This window comes from Rhizobium etli 8C-3 (assembly GCF_001908375.1).
Lineage (GTDB): Bacteria > Pseudomonadota > Alphaproteobacteria > Rhizobiales > Rhizobiaceae > Rhizobium > Rhizobium etli_B.
The window spans coordinates 1,240,309-1,256,348 of record NZ_CP017244.1; the positions used below are offsets into that span (position 1 = coordinate 1,240,309).

Consider the following 16,040-nt stretch of genomic DNA (forward strand, 5'->3'; position numbering starts at 1 on the left):
CCAATTTCTATCTCGCCGGCATGAATTTCGTGTTAGGGGAGACCACGAATTTCCGTGAGGCCTTGCCGCAATGCTACCTTGGATACAGCTCGATTCCACGATCATCCCCGGGGACGGCGGAGAATTGCGCCTGAAGCGGCGCGGCAGCGAATTCTCCATCATGCTCGGTTCCAACGAGCTGATGAACAGCCGTCTCAGCGGATCCGAAGAAGCGCTTGCCACGCTTTCTTGGGATCGCATCAAAGACCACACACGACCGAAGATCCTCATCGGCGGCCTTGGCATGGGCTTCACCTTGCGTGCAGCGCTCGCGGTCCTACCTGCGGACGCCGAAGTGGTTGTCGCTGAACTGGTTCCGGCGGTCGTCGCCTGGGCGCGCGGGCCAATGGCGGAGGTTTTTAAGGGATGCCTCGAGGATCCGCGCGTCGTCCTCCATCAAGGCGATGTCGCAGAGGTCATCTGCTCAGTCGAAGCGGGCTTCGACGCAATCCTGCTCGATGTCGACAATGGGCCGGACGGGCTGACCCGCACGTCCAATGATCGGCTTTATGACCTCAACGGCCTGCGAGCGTCGCGCGAAGCGCTGTGCTCTGGCGGCGTTCTTGCAGTTTGGTCGTCCGGCCCCGATCCGAGCTTCAGCCGCAAGCTGCGCGACAGCGGCTTTTTGGTGGATGCGGTCAATACACGCGCCAACGGCACGCGCGGAGGAGCGCGCCACGTCATCTGGCTCGCTGTCAAATCGTCTGCCTAGCGGCCGTCAGCAAACGTCCGGGCAGCGGCGATTGCACTGGCAGCGCCAGCGCGCATTTGCGTCGTATCTGCGCTCGCAACAACTAGATCGCAACCGAGCTTCAACAGCTCGCCAGCACGCTTTCCATTGCTGCCGAAGGCGCAGGTGAATTTCTTGTGTGCTCGGCACCGCGCGACAATGTGGGCCAGTTCCTTGTCGATCTCGTCGGTGTCCGGCGCGAGCCTTGCACCGTTCGAAAGGGCAATTGACAAATCGGAGGGACCGACGAAGACGCCGTCGATGCCTTCGACACCAAGGATGCCATCGATGGCATCAAGTGCTGCGCGCGTCTCCACCATCGCAATCGTCAGCGTCAGCCGGTTGGCGGTGCGCAGGTATTCGTCTGCCGAGAGCTCCATATGGTTGAGCGCCAGCGTCGGTCCCCAGCTTCGTTCGCCAAGCGGTGGATACTTGGCAAACCGCACAAGCGCCTTCGCATCGGCGACCGAATTGACCATCGGCGCGATGATGCCGGTGCATCCAGCATCGAGCAGCCGGGAGGCCGAAGCGAAATCGCCAACCGGGATGCGCGCGAGTGCGGGTTTTCCCGCAGAACGGCACTGCGTAACGGCATTCGATGCTGAAGCCATATCCCACATGCCGTGCTGCATATCGAGCACGACGGAATCGAAATCTTCCTGCGCCAGATGATGGACGACCATCGGTTCGGGTATACCGATCCAAGCAGAAACCAAGCCAGCATGTCCGTCTGCCCTGATCCTGTCCGCGAAGCTTTCGATTGCCGGTCTCTGCGTCATGTCGTTCTCCATTCCCCGCTCAGGCGAGCGCCTGTTTGCTGATCTTGAAATTCCTCGATGAATGTTTTCTGCAACAAGATTCCATCCCACTCGTCCGGGAAAAACGGTGAATCGTAGATCAGCGTGAACGGTCCGACGTAACCGGCAGCGTCGCAAGCCTCAAGGCACATGAGGTAGTCAGCACCATCCAGACCGGCGGCATTGTAATCTGCCTTCGCATGACAAAGCTCCGCACGGCACATGATATCGGCAAGATCTGCGTATTTTTCGGGCGCAGTCCAGTTGCCAAGGTCGCCATTGAGGCCGACCGTGCCCTCAAGCCCGTCCAGCAGCCAGTTCATCTGCCGAGGCGAAGGCAGAAGGTCGAACCAGTTTTCGACGACGATGCGCACCCCACTGCCATCGGCTTCCTTCGCCAGCTGCCTCAGATGCCTCAAAGCCCGGCTGAGATTTTCTTCCGTTGGCTGCTGCTTGCCCGCAATTACGCGCAAGTTCTGCGCTCCCGCCACGACCGCCCTTTCGATCCAGCCGGACATCCACGCTGCGTCGCGTTTGGCGTGATCAGGGTGACTGGGGTCGCCATCCTCAAGCAGGAGGGTCTGAAACAGCACGCCCGATGCCTTCATCGCACCGCGAAGGTCTGAGAGATAACCGGCCTCAAGGCTCGGCAGATGAAAGGAGCAGACCTCAAGCCGGTGAATGCCACGCTCGGCAAGCTGCTGCGGCAACCCGACCAGCGAGGCCGCACCCGGGCCGTAAGGTTCCTTGCGCGCCGCATTTCTTTCCTGATCAGGACTATAGGGATAAATCGGTCCAAGGAGGCGATGCAACGACCATGTGGAAACTGCAAAACGGCCGTTCGGCAAAGCCTGTGCCATCATCGCCCTCCTCGTCTGTTCCATCCTAGCCATCAAAGGCTCGGCCCTTCAAACGAAATCGCCGCGAATGACGGCTTCCGCGGAAAGTGCGGCGCCAAGCAGCACGTCATCGCCATTGGCCGGCGCCGACAATAGGAAGCCGACCGGCATTCCGGCATCGCCGGCTCCACATGGGATCGACACGCCGCACCAATCGAGAAAATTGCCGAGCGCCGTGTTTCGCAGTGTCTTGGCATTCGTCGCAAAGAAGAGATCGTCATCCATCTCCAGAGGCGCGATCGGCGGCGCCACGTGGGCGACGGACGGGAATGCAAGCAGCCGGTCGCCGATCAATTGCTGGCATTCGGCGATGAGCCGGTCTCGAAGCTCGAGGATTGCAATATAGTCCGGCATTCCTGTCTTTTCGCCGAGACGCGTGCGCATGACAACGCGACGATCCATGCCCGCAGCCTCCGGTCCTGCCAGGCGCTCTCGATGCAGTGCGAAAGCTTCGGCGGTCACCAGCGCGCCGTAACGGGTCATCGATGTCAGGATCTGGTCGAAAGCGGGCATCGCCGCGCGGCTGATGATCGCCCCGGTTCTTGCCAGCCGTTCCACCGCCGCGTCGAAGGCAGCCGCAACGCCGGGCTCGACGTCGTCGAAGACCACGTTTTCGGGAATGGCAATCTCAATGCCCTTCAGCGGACGGGCACGTACCTCCGATGAGGTTCGACCGCGCATCGCGGCATCGATCCACACGGCATCCTTTACCGTTCGGCACAGCGGACCGAGCGAATCCAGGCTCTTTGCAAGCGGAAAGACGCCATCCATGCAATATCGGCGGCGCGATCCCTTAAAGCCTACCACCCCGTTGAGCGCGGCGGGGATACGGACCGACCCGCCCGTATCGGTTCCCATCGCCACCGGTACGAGGCCGGCGCCGACAGCCACAGCTGCCCCTGAAGATGAGCCCCCCGGGATACGCGGCACATCGATGCCGTGCGGGTTATGCGGCGTACCATAATGCGGATTGATGCCGAGGCCCGAAAAGGCGAATTCGCTCATATTCGTTCGCCCCACAGTAATCATTCCGGCCCGCTTGAGCGCCATAACGATCGCTGCATCACTTGCCGCTGGCATAGTGCTCGCCAGAACTTTCGATCCGGCCGTCGTTGCAAGGCCCTCGATGTCGAAGAGATCCTTCCATGCGATCGGAATACCGTCCAGAGCGCCCAGCGAGCAACCCTTGCGGATGCGAAGCGAGGAAGCTTTGGCCTCGTCAATGGCCCGTTCCTTCAGAAGCACCGTGAAGACCGCCTTGTCGGAATGGCCTTCGATATTCTCAAAGATCGACCGCACGACCTCGACTGGATCAGCAGCGCCGCTCTGAATGAGGACCGACAGTTGCGCGACAGTCATCGCGCCGAATGGCTTGGTCATGGGAGAAATCCGTAACGGTATCGTTTTCCTTGACCTATCGCGGATCGTCGCTGCCGACCAGCCTGTTTACCGTGGTATCCCCGATTGGTCCGATTTTCTGAACACTGAGTTTGCAGATCGGCTCTTCAACTCTGCCACATGCAAGACCACATGCACCCGACATGCGGACCCCCAACGGGCATCATATTTTGACCGCCCGGTCCCGCTGTGCCGCAGGAGTAATAAAAAATGACACGCCATGATATTTTGAACCCGCGCCACAACACTATGGTGGCACATCACCCGACAAACGCACAAGCCACCAGCGAGGGCGAGCGCGATTATGTTGAGCACCTCAACGCACAGAAGCTCTCTCTGGGAGAACGGCTGCTTGTGGTAGGGGCTTTGGTCCTTCTCGGTATTGCCGGATTGACCGGGCACCTTAATTCTTCGGTATCGCCTGAGGTCACTGGCGCAATTGCTGCGCCCGCGACACCCGCGTCATCTCATGGCAGCCTGGATTCTTGCCGGGAATACAGCCCTTACGCAGAGAAGAGGTGCTGACTTCGGATCGCTGCGGTCCACTCTTGGAAGTCAGCCGCCCTCGATGTGTCGCACCAGAAGGAAAAAACCATGGCCGGTCACGTCGAATACAATCTCGGGCGGTTTATCGCTGCACAGAACGGGATATATGACCAGGCGCTGCGGGAGCTTAGCGCCGGGCGCAAACGCTCGCACTGGATGTGGTTCATCTTCCCGCAGGCTGCCGGGCTGGGCTCATCGGCGATGGCCGAGAAATACGCGATCCGCTCGGCAGAGGAAGCTGCCGCCTATCTGAGCGACCCAATACTGGGCGGGCGACTTCTTCGCTGCGTCCAAGCGATCCTTTCAGTGGAAGGACGCACGGCCCACGACATTCTCGGATCCCCGGATGATCTCAAACTTCGCTCCTCACTGACGCTTTTTGCAGCCGTCAGCGAGCAAGGCTCGTTGTTCCACGAAGCAATCGATCGGTTCTACGGGGGGAAATTCGACGAGCGGACGATGAAAATCCTCAACGCCGCGACTTAACGACCGGGAGACTGTTCCATCGCTGCAATCTCTTCTGAGATTTCATTGAGGCGCTCGCGCAGATCGGATTGCGTGCCATCTTCGAGTTCTTCATCGCCAAAGCAATTGCGCGCATCGTGAAGCTCGAGTTTCGATTCCAATTCGGCGCGCTTGGCATACAGACGATGGAGATAGGTGTAGTTCATATCTCTACCACCTCCGATATTGCCTTCCTCATCAAGTTCAAAAACGATCTCGAAGATGGAAGGTTCCGATGCCTTTGAAGGCTCAGCCGAGAGATGCAATTGCCGCACTGCAGGCTTTTGAGAAATGGCTGCAGCAACCGTCGCTGCCCATCGCCTGCCGGGTGACGCGGGCGCCTTCCAGAAGAAGTGTGAGAGTGTCAGCAAGAAGTTGAGGCTCCCGAGCCCCGGCGGCGGAACAGAGTTCTTCAAGGCGTTGACGCTGCTGTGCCTTATGGCGCTCGATCACGTCATGGGCAGGGTGTCCCTCACCCTTCAGTTCGATCGCCGCGTTGGCAAGATCGCAACCGGCCGGCTCCCCGTTGAGACACTCGGCTCGCCCCTGAACCCAGGCGTCGAGCTGGGCGCGCGGGTTGCCGGGATGCATCGCCTCGAGTTCACGCCATATTGCCTCGGCCTTTTCGCAGGCGCGACGCAGCGTCTCGCAAACGAGCTCGTCCTTCGAGCCGAAATGCCGGTAAAGCGTCATCTTGTTGGTGAGCGCCGCATCTGCAATCGCATCGACGCCAATGCCGCGTATGCCATGTTCGCGGAAAAGCTCGGAAGCCGTCGAGACGATGCGTTCCCTCGGGGGGATTTTCTCGTTTGTCAGCACGCTTGGGATTTCATGCGAAGTTTCGGATTTTTTTACGGACGAAGTCCTTGACATAGATGTGACCGATCGGTAACAAATGCATTGTTACTTACCGGTAACACCGCTTATTGCACAAGTCAATGCCGAGAGGGCTGGCGGCGTCAGCGGAACACGGGCGACTGCCCACGAAAGGAGGACGAACCATGAGAAAGACCAGTGACCTCACGATATCCGAAGCCCTTCGCGACCCGCTGATTGCCATGGTGATGCGCGCCGATGGCGTGAAGCTTGACGATTTCAAGCAACTCCTTGAAACGGCAGCCCGCAAACGCCAACCGAATGCCTCCAAGGTGGGTGGCTTCGTTAATGCGATTGCCAATCGCGCCGGCGTGAACCCGCCGACGGTTTCCTGCTTCTGCTGACTTCCCGGGGACCTTCCCTGCCCCGTGCGAGAGCTGCCGTCTTCCCCCAACGGCAGCTTTCGCTGTATTTGCGCCACGGTGGAAACGGCAAGTGATTGCGTCCAGATTTTCCCGGATGCCACCACCCGTGGGCCGATCCAGGTGAACTGGGCCACTGCATTGAGGCGGGCGATACCGCTACAGATACGCGGCGCGCCGCTACTGATGCTCGACATTGATATGTCGGTTCTCCTCAGCGCTGGACGGTCGCCATCTGAACGCATCATGCGACGTCGGGACCGAAAGGGCCCTTGCACGGGCCTTGGCAATGATTGCCGCAAAGCACCTGTATTTCGAAATCTCGCTCAAAGCGCCACCAGATGCCCTGATGACACCTGCCGATACTGCCGCGGCAAAATCTTGTAGTCCACTGCCCGGATCGGGCTTTTGATCTCGTCGTTGGCCGCCATCCGCTTGATGTGCCGGCGATCCGGATCGGGCACGGGAACGGCTGCCATGAGCGTCTTCGTATAAGGGTGCTGCGGGTTGCCGAAGATGGCAGCGCGCGGACCGATCTCGACGATCTCGCCGAGATACATGACCGCAACACGATGGCTGACGCGCTCGACGACGGCCATGTCGTGCGAGATGAACAGGAAGGCGAGGTTGAGGCTCTGCTGCAGGTCCAGCATCAGATTGATGACCTGCGCCTTGATCGAGACGTCGAGGGCCGAGACGCTTTCATCGGCGACGATCACCTTCGGATCGAGCGCCAGGGCCCGGGCAATGCAGATGCGCTGACGCTGCCCCCCGGAGAACTCGTGCGGAAAGCGCGTCATCATATCCGCGTTCAGACCGACCTTTTCCAGAAGGTCAGCGACCTTCTCCTTGGCCTGCTTTGCCGTTCCCATCTTGTGTTCAAGATAAGGTTCGGCGATCGCCGCACCGACGCGGATTCGCGGATTGAGGCTGGCGAACGGATCCTGAAAGATCATTTGCACGGTCTTGCGCATCTCGCGCATCCCGTTCTTGTCGAGTGCCAGCACGTCCCTGCCATCGGCCTTCACTGACCCGCTTTGCGGTTCGATCAGCCGCATTATGGCGCGGCCGGTCGTCGATTTTCCGCAGCCCGATTCGCCGACCAATGACAGCGTCTCACCGGCAAAGAGATCAAAGGAAACATTTTCAACGGCATGCACGCGTCCGCTCAAGCGACCGAAGAGACCAGAGTGTATATCAAAGCGCTTGGTGAGGTTCCGCACCTCCAAGACCGGCCTTGCTGAAACAGAAACCGTGTCGCCGACTTCCACCGGAACGTCGCATTGGCCTGTCGCTGCATTGACGACGGGAAAACGCAGCGGCCTTTCGTGCCCCTGCATTGAGCCCAGCACCGGCACGGCGGAAATCAGCGCGCGCGTGTAGGGGTGGCGGCCGCGGTAAAAGATGTCGGCCGTAGCCGCCGTTTCAACCTGCTCGCCGCGATACATCACCACCGTTCTGTCGGCTATTTCGGCAACGACTCCCATGTCGTGGGTGATGAAGAGCACAGAGGTTCCTTCCTCCTCTTGCAGCATCTTGATGAGATCGAGGATCTGTCCTTGGATGGTGACGTCGAGCGCCGTAGTCGGTTCGTCGGCAATTAGCAGCTTCGGCTTGGAGGCAAGCGCCATGGCGATCATCACGCGCTGGCGCATGCCGCCTGAAAACCGGTGTGGATATTCGTCGAAGCGCGAAGCAGCGGAGGAAATGCGGACCTTTTCCAGAAGCCGTATCACTTCGCCTCGCGCTTCGGTCTTCGACATGGCCGAATGGCAAAGCAGCGCTTCGGAAATCTGGTCGCCGATCGTAAAGAGCGGGTTGAGGCTCGTCATCGGTTCCTGGAAGATCATCGAGACGTCATTGCCGCGTACCTGCCGCATGGCACTTTCGCGAAGCGCCAGCAGATTGCGGTCGCCAAGCATGATCTTTCCTTCGATCCGGCTGGTATCCGGCTCAAGCAGCCGCATGATCGACAGCGACGTAACGCTTTTGCCAGAGCCCGACTCGCCGACGATTGCAACCGTTTCGCCCGGCGCCACGCGAAAGGACACATCGCGGACGACAGGCCTCCACTCGCCCCCGACCAGAAACGATGTCGTCAGGTTCTCGACGGAGAGAACGGGCTCTCCCTGCTGGATCGACTGCGCCTGAAAGCCTGCCATGTACCGTTCCTCCTGGATTGCCAAATGCCGAAAAGATCAATCCGGCCAGCGCAACACAGCGTCGAACCGGCGCTTGCCGCGGTTTTCGACTGGCGATGCTATGATTTCGTTGGAGGCGCGCGCCTTGTCCAGTTCTTCGGCCAAGCGGTTTGCAACGATCCTTTCCTGACCCGGGTGCAGGTTACAGGGGTCGAGATAGAAATACTGATGCTCGACTTCGTGGTCCCGGACGATTATCGGCGGCGTCCCGCCCGCCAGCGCGTCGGCCAAATCCCAGGCGGTAATATGTGCTTCCTCCGGTTTGAGGATAACGCGCAGACGATCAAGCGGATTTTTGGTCGGATCGGGTTCGATCAGAGCGGTTACGCCGGGGCGGTCGTCCAGCATCTGTTTCCACAAATTGAGGTAGCCCGTTTCGCGCTCGCGAATACCGGTGTGGTCACGCTTTTCCCAGGCCTCCAAGGCTGCCATGGCGCCGAAAATGCTTTCCTTGCCGACCTTCATGCCACGGCCGATGCCCATGTTCTGCAGGAAGGCGTTGCGCACTAGTTCCTTTGTGCCGGCGACGATGCCGCAGGTCGGACCGCCGAGGAATTTATGACCGGAATAGAGCGCGATGTCTGCGCCTTGCTCCAGGAAAACACGCAGGTCGTACTCAGACGCTGCATCGACGATGACCGGCACGCCCTTGGCGTGGGCGATCTCGACGAACTCCTTAAGGTTCAAAAGACCATAATCGACGACGTGATGCGACACGACGTAGACGGCTGCGGCCGTTCTTTCGGTGATTGCATTTTCCATGTGAAAATGATGGGTGGATGTTGCCTGACCGATCAGCACGGGCTTAGCACCAGCTAGGCGGATCGCCTGATCGACGGGTGCGCCATAGCTCACAACATGGCCCATCTGCACCAGAACTTCGTTCTTTTCCGGCGTCACATCCGGCAGTTTCTCGATCGCCAGCAGGTTGTTGCCGGTGATGGCACCTGCGACGGCCAGGGAAATGCCCGCAGAGCACGATGCCGTCACGAAACCGGCTTCGGCACCCGTCAGTCGGGCAATGGCGGCGCTCGCCTTGCGCTGCAGATCGTTGATTTCGACAAATTGCGGCAGGATCGACGACATGGCCGCGATTGCCTCGGGGACGACGATCGATGCGCCGAGGCTGGTCATTGTGCCGGAAACGTTGATGACCGGACGAAGGCCGATCGACGCGCAAATGTCATCAGACATGTGTATCTCCAGATTGAATGGCCATATGGCGAGTGTTGCAGCTTGTATCCTCGACGGCTATCCCATAGTAATGTAATAGACTCATGGCCCCATACGAGGAGCGTGGAATTGGACGGCAAGACATCATCAGTAGTTTTCTCCGAAGACGAGGCATCTATTGAAGAACCCGCCGGCAAGGGCGCACGTCGCTCGCGGGTGAGCGGTATCGACCGAGCGCTGCAGGTGATTGATCATCTTTACGAAACAGGCTCTCCGACGGGGGTCTATGCAATCGCCAAGGCTGTGAAGGCGCCGCTCTCGACCGTCTATGTCATCGTCGATGATCTGGTCGAAAAGAACATGCTGACGCGCAATGGCGACGGCACGATCTGGCTCGGTTCGCGGCTCTACCATTACGGCCTTGCCTATGCCCGATCGCTCGATTTCATGAGCGTCGCGACGCGCGAGATGCACGATCTTTGCCGGCAGGCGGGCGAAACCGTTCAGGTTTGCGGTCGCGACGGCGACTATATGCTCGTGCTTGCCATGGCCGATGGCCCCAGTCATTTCCAGGTCGCTTCGCGTGTCGGCACACGCGTTCCTCTGAACTGGACGGCATCCGGCCGCCTGCTTGTCGGCCACCTGCCGGAAGAAGAGCGCATCGAACTTTTCAAGCGCTGCGCCAAATCCTCGCCCACCGGCCGCGCCGAGGTTGACCCAGGCGTGCTTTCCGCTTCCGCCGGCGCGGCGTTTCAGTCGCGCCTGTCGATCCAGGCTGGCGAGTCCGACTATGCGGTCGCCTGCATCGCTTCGCCGATCTGCGACAGAGAAGGCCAATGCGTCGCGACCATTTCCATTGTCCTTCCAGAACAGAAGGCTTTTTCTGACGAGAACCACTATACCGCGCAGGTGCGGACATCGGCCGAACGCATCGAAAAGATCATGGGCTGGCGCAACCACTAGGCTTTCCCCTCTTCAATCACGCAAGGCGATGATCGCCTCGATTTCGACGGTGATGTTACCCGGAAGCGAGCCGAAGCCAACCGCGGAACGAGCATGACTGCCAGTATCTCGTCCAAAAACGTCGACGAAGAGATCCGAGCATCCATTGATGACGCTTGGATGGTCCGCAAACTGCGGCACGGCGTTGACCATGCCGAGCAGCTTCACGACGCGCTTTACCCGGGAGAGATCGCCAAGCGCATCGTGCATGACGGCAAGAAGATTGATGCCGGTGAGCCGCGCATGTCTATAGGCTTCCTCGACACCGATTTCAGCGCCGACCTTGCCAGAATACAAAAAACCATCGGCCTCGCGCGGCCCCTGACCGGAAAGATAGAGAATGTTTCCCTCCAGCACATGCGTCACGAAATGGGCGATCGGCGGCGGGGCGGGCGGAAGCTCTATGCCGAGCGCGACAAGCCTTTCATAGGGCGAGCTTGCCTGCTTGGCGTTGGCTGGAGACATGTTCACGCAAACTCCTGTCATGCGGATTTCTTCTGGCTTTTAGCGGTAGGAATAACCGTGGCTGTGGCGCACGAGCCTGCGGGCCCGCGGAATGTAACGGCTTGCGGCAATCGCCTCGCTGCCGATCACCGCATAGCGAGGCTCGAACAGCTTCTCAAGAACGGCAACGTCGCCGTTGGAATCGGTCGCTTCGACATCAGAATCGACAAGATCGAAGACGGTAAAATCGGCGCGTTGTCCGACGGCGAGCCGGTTTTCCATCGAGAGCTTGATGACGGAGGCAGGCGCATGCGTGACCGCTGCCACCACCTTATCGAAAGGCATGCCGACGCAAAGCAGCTTCGACATGGTCGTCGCCAGATCCCAAACCGGAAAATTCATCGAATGGCCATGCAGATCCGTCGAGATCGAGAACGGCATGAGGCCGCGCTTGATTGCGGCTTCCGCCACCTTGAAGGAAAAGGAGGCGCCGCCATGACCGATGTCGAGGCGAATGCCCTCACCCGCGCAACGCTGCGCGAGATCGAAAAGATCCTCGTCTTCCAAGATGCTCGAACCGGCCTTGCCGTTAAAGCAGTGGGTGACGACGTCGCCGGGGCCTAGGACTTCCAGCACTTCATCATAAAGCGCCGGCGGTTCGCCAACATGCACCATCATCGGAACCTTGAGGATCTTGGAGATCTTCTTGCCGAGCTTTACCGGCGTTACACCCCACGAGCCGGTGATGACGTGGCTGGCGCGCACTTTGATGCCGACGATGTGCTCGCTGTTTTCAGAGTAACATTCAAGGATGCGGTCAAGATCAATGTCGCGGATGTCCCGCAATTCGGAGACGCGGTTGCAGGCGACGAGACCGATCGAACCGAGGTTCAGGAAGGCTTTGATGCGCTCGCGCGATGGCTCGATGATATATTGGCGGAAACCGTGGAAATTGGCTTCACCGGCAGAACCTGCATCGACCAGCGTGGTCACGCCGCGCTCGGCGCCGCATTCGGACGGACGGACCGAGATGTCGGTGCCGCCATGCCAGATATGCACGTGGAGGTCGATCCAGCCCGGCGAAATCCAGGCGCCCTTGCCGTCGACGCAGATCATCTCGCAAGAGACTGAAAGCTGTGGACCGACCTGTGCGATCCGGCCGTTGCCGTCGATCAGGATATCGACTGCACTGCCTGGGGTTTCAGCACCAAAGCCTATAGGCCTCACATTGGTGAGCAGGAGCGGCTTGCGCTCTTGTTGCCCGATCATTCAAAGGTCCTTTCGAAGTTTGGGATCGAGCATGTCGCGCAGTCCGTCGCCGACCATCTGCAAGGAGAGCACGGAAAGAACGATGGCGACGCCCGGAAAAAACGTCATCCAGTCGGCCTGGCCGATATACTGGCGTCCGGCGGCGATCATTGTTCCCCAGGTCGGAATTTCGGGGCTGACGCCCAGGCCGAGGAAGGAAAGGCCCGCTTCAGCCAGCATGGCGCTGGCAAAGAGGAAGGTGCCTTGCACTAGAATCGGCGAAAGCAGATTACGCAGGACGTGCCGTGTCATGATGTGAAAGGTGGAAATCCCGAGCGCTTGTGCTGCCTCAACATAGGGCAGTTCGCGGATGACCAGCGTCGATGCACGAACAATACGCGCAAGGCGTGGCGAATAAACGATCGACAACGCGATGACGACCGTGGTCAGCGACGGTCCAAGGGCTGCGACCAGCGCGATCGCCAGCAGAATGTCCGGAAAGGCCATCATTGCGTCGATCAGCCGGGCAATTGGCGTGTCGAATTGCTTGAAGAAGCCGGCAAGCAGGCCGAGGCTCACCCCGATCAACGCCGATAAAACGACGACGGCTGCGCCGACGAGCAGCGACAGGCGCCCAGCAAAGATCGTTCGCGAGAAGACGTCGCGCCCGAATTCGTCCGTTCCAAAGAAGAACATTCCGCTCGGAGGCTTCAGCCGGTTGACGATCGAAAGCTTGGAGGGCGAATAGGGAGCGACCCATGGAGCAAGGATCGCCAAGAGCACGAAGATCGTGAGGATGAGCACACCAAAGGCAACGGTCTTGCGCTTCAGGAAACGCCGGACGAACTTGCTGCCCTCGCTCAAGGCAGGTGCTGTTAAAATATCCGTCATCAGTAGCGCACCCTCGGATCGACCAGAAGATAGAGCATGTCGATTGCAAAATTGATCAGCACGTAGAGGGCCGCGATAATGAGCAGCGCGCCCTGGATCACCGGGTAATCGCGACGGAGGACCGCCGAGACGACCAGATTGCCGACACCTGGAAGGCCGAAGACCGTTTCGGTCACGACCGCCCCCGAAATCAGCACCGCCGCAGTCAACCCGATAACGGTCAGGATCGGGATCAGGGCGTTCTTGAGCGCGTGCTTGAGGATCACCCGCCGTTCGATCAGGCCCTTGGCGCGTGCCGTGCGGATATAGTCGTCGCCGAGCACATCAAGCATCGAGGCACGGGTGAAACGCAGGATCAGCGCCGAGGAAACTATGCCGAGGGCAAAGGCTGGTAACGTCAGGTGATACATGCGCCCAAAGAAGTTCGCGCCCGGTCCGCCATAGCCCGAAACCGGAAAGAAGTTGAAGCGCACGGCGAAGAACTGCATCAGAATCAGCCCAAGCCAAAAGCTCGGAATGCTAGCCGCAAACATTGCTAGCGTCGTAGCCGCCTGATCAATGAAGGACCCGCGGCGATAGGCAGCGTAAATGCCGATTGGCAGAGCGATGACGCAGGCGATCGCCAGCGAGAACACCGTCAGGAAAAACGTCGGCTCGGCGCGGTCTAGAAGGGCTGCGGTGACCGGCATGTTCAAGAAGATCGATTGCCCGAGATCGCCTCTCAGGAGCTGACTGATGTAATAGACATATTGCACCAGGAGCGACTGATCGAGCCCGAGACGTCCGCGAAGCTCGGCAATATCCTGAGGCGTTGCATCTGGTCCCAGCATGACGGCTGCCGGATCACCTGGCGTCACGCGCACGATGACAAAGACGATCGTGACGACGAGGAACATCACAACGATCATCCCGAAGAGGCGCTGGAGAATGTAACGGATCATTGATTTGCGGCCCTTATGCCCGGCCGGGCACCGTCGAAAAGGGATACCGGCCGGCAGGAACCGGCATCCCGATGATCAGTCGTCACTTCTTGATCGAAGCGTTCCAGAAGTACGGCCACGGAGCCGGATCGACGCCTTCGAGCTTATTTGATTCCGCCGAGACGGCGTTGAAGTCGCCGATCTTCATGAAAGGCGCCTCGTCATAGATCGCTTTTTGGACATTGGCCCATAGTTCGATCCGCTTGGCAGAATCGACTTCAGAGGTGAAGGCATCGACGGCGGCCTTTCGGGCGGGCGTATCCCACCATCCCGGTGAGCTGGTCGACAGCGAACCAATGAGCGCCGGCTCCGGCAGGAATGGGCTGTGGCTAATATAGATGTCCCAGAGCTTCGGATCGGCGCGGCGCTGCGTCAGCGTCGCCCAGTCGACGACCTGCATGTCGACGGCAAAGCCCGCGAGCTTGAGATACTCCGCTGCAACCTGCGCCATCTTGTAGTGGAATTCGTACTGGCGGCTGGTGAGGATACGCAGAGGCTCGCCGTTGTAGCCCGTCTTCTTCAGGGCTTCGCCAGCCTCTTCGGGCTTTGCAATATTGTAGTTTCCTTCAACGCCGGCATCCGTGTGCCAGGAATAGGCTTCCGGATAGATATCGCCGTCCAGCGTATAGAAATCCGTATTGCCGAAGGCAGCGGCCAGCATGTCCTCCATGCTGAGGGCTTGGCGGATCGCCTTGCGGACCTCGATGTTCTTCGCAATGCCCTCCTTGGTATTGAAGACGAAAACCGGGTAGCCGAATGGCTTGAGGATGATCGGCTGCGAGGCCGTCGATGCCTTAAGCTTGTCGAAGGATTCGACCGGGATGGAATCGACATAGTCAAACTGGCCGGATACTGCAGCCTCGACGCGGGTGTTCGGATCCGGCACCGGAACGAAACGGATTTCATCGAGATACTGGTGGCGCGCGCCGCCATAGCCATCGCTGTCGCCACCGCGTGATTTGTAGCCGCTAAAGCGAACGAGCTGAATGTACTGATCGGCCTTGCGCTCCTTCAGCATGTAGGGGCCGGTTCCGATGAAATCCTTCATCGGCTCGTCCTGCTTGTCGGAAGGAATGACGATCGCAGCGGAATTGTTGAAGGCAAGCAGAGAGGTCAGCGGCGCATAGGGCTGCCTCAGGGTGATCTTGACGGTTGCCGGATCGACTGCAGCGATTGCTTCGATGAAGCCTGCAGCCTGCTTGCCGCGCGAGGCGATCTTCGTCCAGCGTGTGAGCGATGCAACGACATCTTCCGACGTCATGTCGCTGTTGTCGTGGAACTTGATGCCGCTGCGCAGCTTGATCGTGTAGCTTTTGCCGTCCGCGCTGATATCGGGCAGGCTTTCGGCCAGAAGCGGTGTGACGTTCCACCTCTTGTCGAACGTATAGAGCGTCTCGAATATGTGCTGCGTGACGATTCCGACGAGGTCGGCAGTCGAGGACATCGGATCGAGCGTCGGGGGCTCGCCGATCGTCGCGACATTGATGATGCCGCCTTTTTCCTGCGCCATCAGTGTGGTCGGCAAGGCGAAAAGTGCCGTGCCGAGGAGAAATGCGATTAGACTCTTCATTTCTTGCTCCCGATTATATTGTTCCATATTTATGTTATATAGGTCTTTATAATAGAATATCGGCCATGATGGTCCTGTCAACCGGGAATGTGGGCCTGGGCTGAGAAACGAGAATGCGCGCTAGGGCTGCTGCGCGAGACGATCATCAGCGCACCCGTCGGACCAAACGGCCCAGGTTTGCTTGCCATCGCTGAAGCCGGTTCCTTCGCTCATCATTGAATGCCGAATTTCATCGGAGGGCGTCTCGCGCGACGAACGCAAACGATTGGTGGCCCAGACGCGGACACCAATTCTTCGCAGATGGAGGGCCTCTGCGGTTCGATACCCGCTGTCCCTGTGAGATGATTGCGGCCAGTCCGACCCAGTGGGACCTACACAGG

The 16,040-nt window shown here is 59.3% G+C and carries 17 protein-coding genes; 5 read left to right on the top strand and 12 right to left on the bottom strand.

The window, feature by feature from the left end:
- The first annotated feature begins 70 nt into the window (after window positions 1-70).
- The gene (locus tag AM571_RS30795) at window positions 71-751 is read left to right on the top strand and encodes a spermidine synthase (protein WP_074064745.1); all 681 of its coding nucleotides are present in this window, start codon (window positions 71-73) and stop codon (window positions 749-751) included.
- Here the strand turns inward: AM571_RS30795 and AM571_RS30800 are convergent.
- Genes AM571_RS30800 through AM571_RS30810 form a run of 3 tightly spaced genes read right to left on the bottom strand, consistent with a single transcriptional unit; the run spans window position 748 to window position 3,845 of the window.
- Complete coding sequence (locus AM571_RS30800; RefSeq protein ID WP_074064746.1) at window positions 748-1,548, bottom strand: HpcH/HpaI aldolase family protein; 801 nt, start codon at window positions 1,546-1,548, stop codon at window positions 748-750. The two genes, AM571_RS30795 and AM571_RS30800, sit on opposite strands and share 4 nt — an antisense overlap.
- Entirely contained in the window at window positions 1,545-2,426 is an 882-nt protein-coding gene (locus tag AM571_RS30805; protein WP_074064747.1) for a sugar phosphate isomerase/epimerase family protein, read from the bottom strand. The genes AM571_RS30800 and AM571_RS30805 overlap by 4 nt, the downstream gene beginning before the upstream one ends.
- A gap of 48 nt (window positions 2,427-2,474) precedes the next feature.
- The gene (locus AM571_RS30810; RefSeq protein WP_074064748.1) at window positions 2,475-3,845 is read right to left on the bottom strand and encodes an amidase; all 1,371 of its coding nucleotides are present in this window, start codon (window positions 3,843-3,845) and stop codon (window positions 2,475-2,477) included.
- Between the two features lie 228 nt (window positions 3,846-4,073).
- Here AM571_RS30810 and AM571_RS36700 point away from each other — a divergent pair, with 228 nt between their 5' ends.
- Together AM571_RS36700 and AM571_RS30820 are read left to right on the top strand one after the other, a co-directional pair.
- Window positions 4,074-4,388: a hypothetical protein gene (locus AM571_RS36700; protein WP_074064749.1), complete on the top strand. Its 315-nt coding sequence runs from the start codon at window positions 4,074-4,076 to the stop codon at window positions 4,386-4,388.
- Window positions 4,389-4,457: 69 nt separating this feature from the next.
- Window positions 4,458-4,895 (top strand): DUF1810 domain-containing protein, encoded by a 438-nt coding sequence (locus AM571_RS30820; protein WP_074064750.1) that lies wholly within the window; start codon window positions 4,458-4,460, stop codon window positions 4,893-4,895.
- Here the strand turns inward: AM571_RS30820 and AM571_RS30825 are convergent.
- Together AM571_RS30825 and AM571_RS30830 are read right to left on the bottom strand one after the other, a co-directional pair.
- The gene (locus tag AM571_RS30825) at window positions 4,892-5,080 is read right to left on the bottom strand and encodes a hypothetical protein (RefSeq protein ID WP_074065682.1); all 189 of its coding nucleotides are present in this window, start codon (window positions 5,078-5,080) and stop codon (window positions 4,892-4,894) included. The two genes, AM571_RS30820 and AM571_RS30825, sit on opposite strands and share 4 nt — an antisense overlap.
- 82 nt (window positions 5,081-5,162) lie before the next feature.
- The gene (locus AM571_RS30830) at window positions 5,163-5,786 is read right to left on the bottom strand and encodes a TetR/AcrR family transcriptional regulator (protein WP_074064751.1); all 624 of its coding nucleotides are present in this window, start codon (window positions 5,784-5,786) and stop codon (window positions 5,163-5,165) included.
- Window positions 5,787-5,914: 128 nt separating this feature from the next.
- Here AM571_RS30830 and AM571_RS30835 point away from each other — a divergent pair, with 128 nt between their 5' ends.
- Window positions 5,915-6,133, top strand: a complete 219-nt coding sequence (locus AM571_RS30835) for a hypothetical protein (protein ID WP_074064752.1) — start codon at window positions 5,915-5,917, stop codon at window positions 6,131-6,133.
- 344 nt (window positions 6,134-6,477) lie between these two features.
- Here AM571_RS30835 and AM571_RS30840 read toward each other — a convergent pair whose 3' ends face one another.
- Together AM571_RS30840 and AM571_RS30845 are read right to left on the bottom strand one after the other, a co-directional pair.
- Window positions 6,478-8,313, bottom strand: coding sequence for an ABC transporter ATP-binding protein (locus tag AM571_RS30840; protein WP_074064753.1), 1,836 nt, complete (start codon window positions 8,311-8,313; stop codon window positions 6,478-6,480).
- A 36-nt stretch (window positions 8,314-8,349) separates the two neighbouring features.
- On the bottom strand, window positions 8,350-9,546 hold the full coding sequence (locus tag AM571_RS30845) for an aminotransferase class V-fold PLP-dependent enzyme (protein ID WP_074064754.1): 1,197 nt from the start codon (window positions 9,544-9,546) through the stop codon (window positions 8,350-8,352).
- Between the two features lie 102 nt (window positions 9,547-9,648).
- On the opposite strand from AM571_RS30845, the gene AM571_RS30850 reads away from it, so the two are divergent.
- On the top strand, window positions 9,649-10,488 hold the full coding sequence (locus AM571_RS30850) for an IclR family transcriptional regulator (protein ID WP_074064755.1): 840 nt from the start codon (window positions 9,649-9,651) through the stop codon (window positions 10,486-10,488).
- A 12-nt stretch (window positions 10,489-10,500) separates the two neighbouring features.
- On the opposite strand, the gene AM571_RS30855 is transcribed toward AM571_RS30850, so the two are convergent.
- The 5 genes from AM571_RS30855 to AM571_RS30875 all read right to left on the bottom strand — a co-directional run bounded on the left by AM571_RS30855 (window position 10,501) and on the right by AM571_RS30875 (window position 15,660).
- Window positions 10,501-11,013 (bottom strand): RidA family protein, encoded by a 513-nt coding sequence (locus tag AM571_RS30855; protein ID WP_074064756.1) that lies wholly within the window; start codon window positions 11,011-11,013, stop codon window positions 10,501-10,503.
- A gap of 18 nt (window positions 11,014-11,031) precedes the next feature.
- Window positions 11,032-12,240 carry an amidohydrolase/deacetylase family metallohydrolase gene (locus AM571_RS30860; RefSeq protein ID WP_074064757.1) on the bottom strand — a complete coding sequence of 403 codons (1,209 nt, stop codon included), beginning with the start codon at window positions 12,238-12,240 and terminating at the stop codon, window positions 11,032-11,034.
- The gene (locus AM571_RS30865) at window positions 12,241-13,110 is read right to left on the bottom strand and encodes an ABC transporter permease (RefSeq protein WP_074064758.1); all 870 of its coding nucleotides are present in this window, start codon (window positions 13,108-13,110) and stop codon (window positions 12,241-12,243) included.
- Window positions 13,110-14,051, bottom strand: a complete 942-nt coding sequence (locus AM571_RS30870; protein ID WP_074064759.1) for an ABC transporter permease — start codon at window positions 14,049-14,051, stop codon at window positions 13,110-13,112. The genes AM571_RS30865 and AM571_RS30870 overlap by 1 nt, the downstream gene beginning before the upstream one ends.
- An 82-nt stretch (window positions 14,052-14,133) precedes the next feature.
- Window positions 14,134-15,660, bottom strand: a complete 1,527-nt coding sequence (locus AM571_RS30875) for an ABC transporter substrate-binding protein (RefSeq protein ID WP_074064760.1) — start codon at window positions 15,658-15,660, stop codon at window positions 14,134-14,136.
- Window positions 15,661-16,040 lie beyond the last annotated feature (380 nt).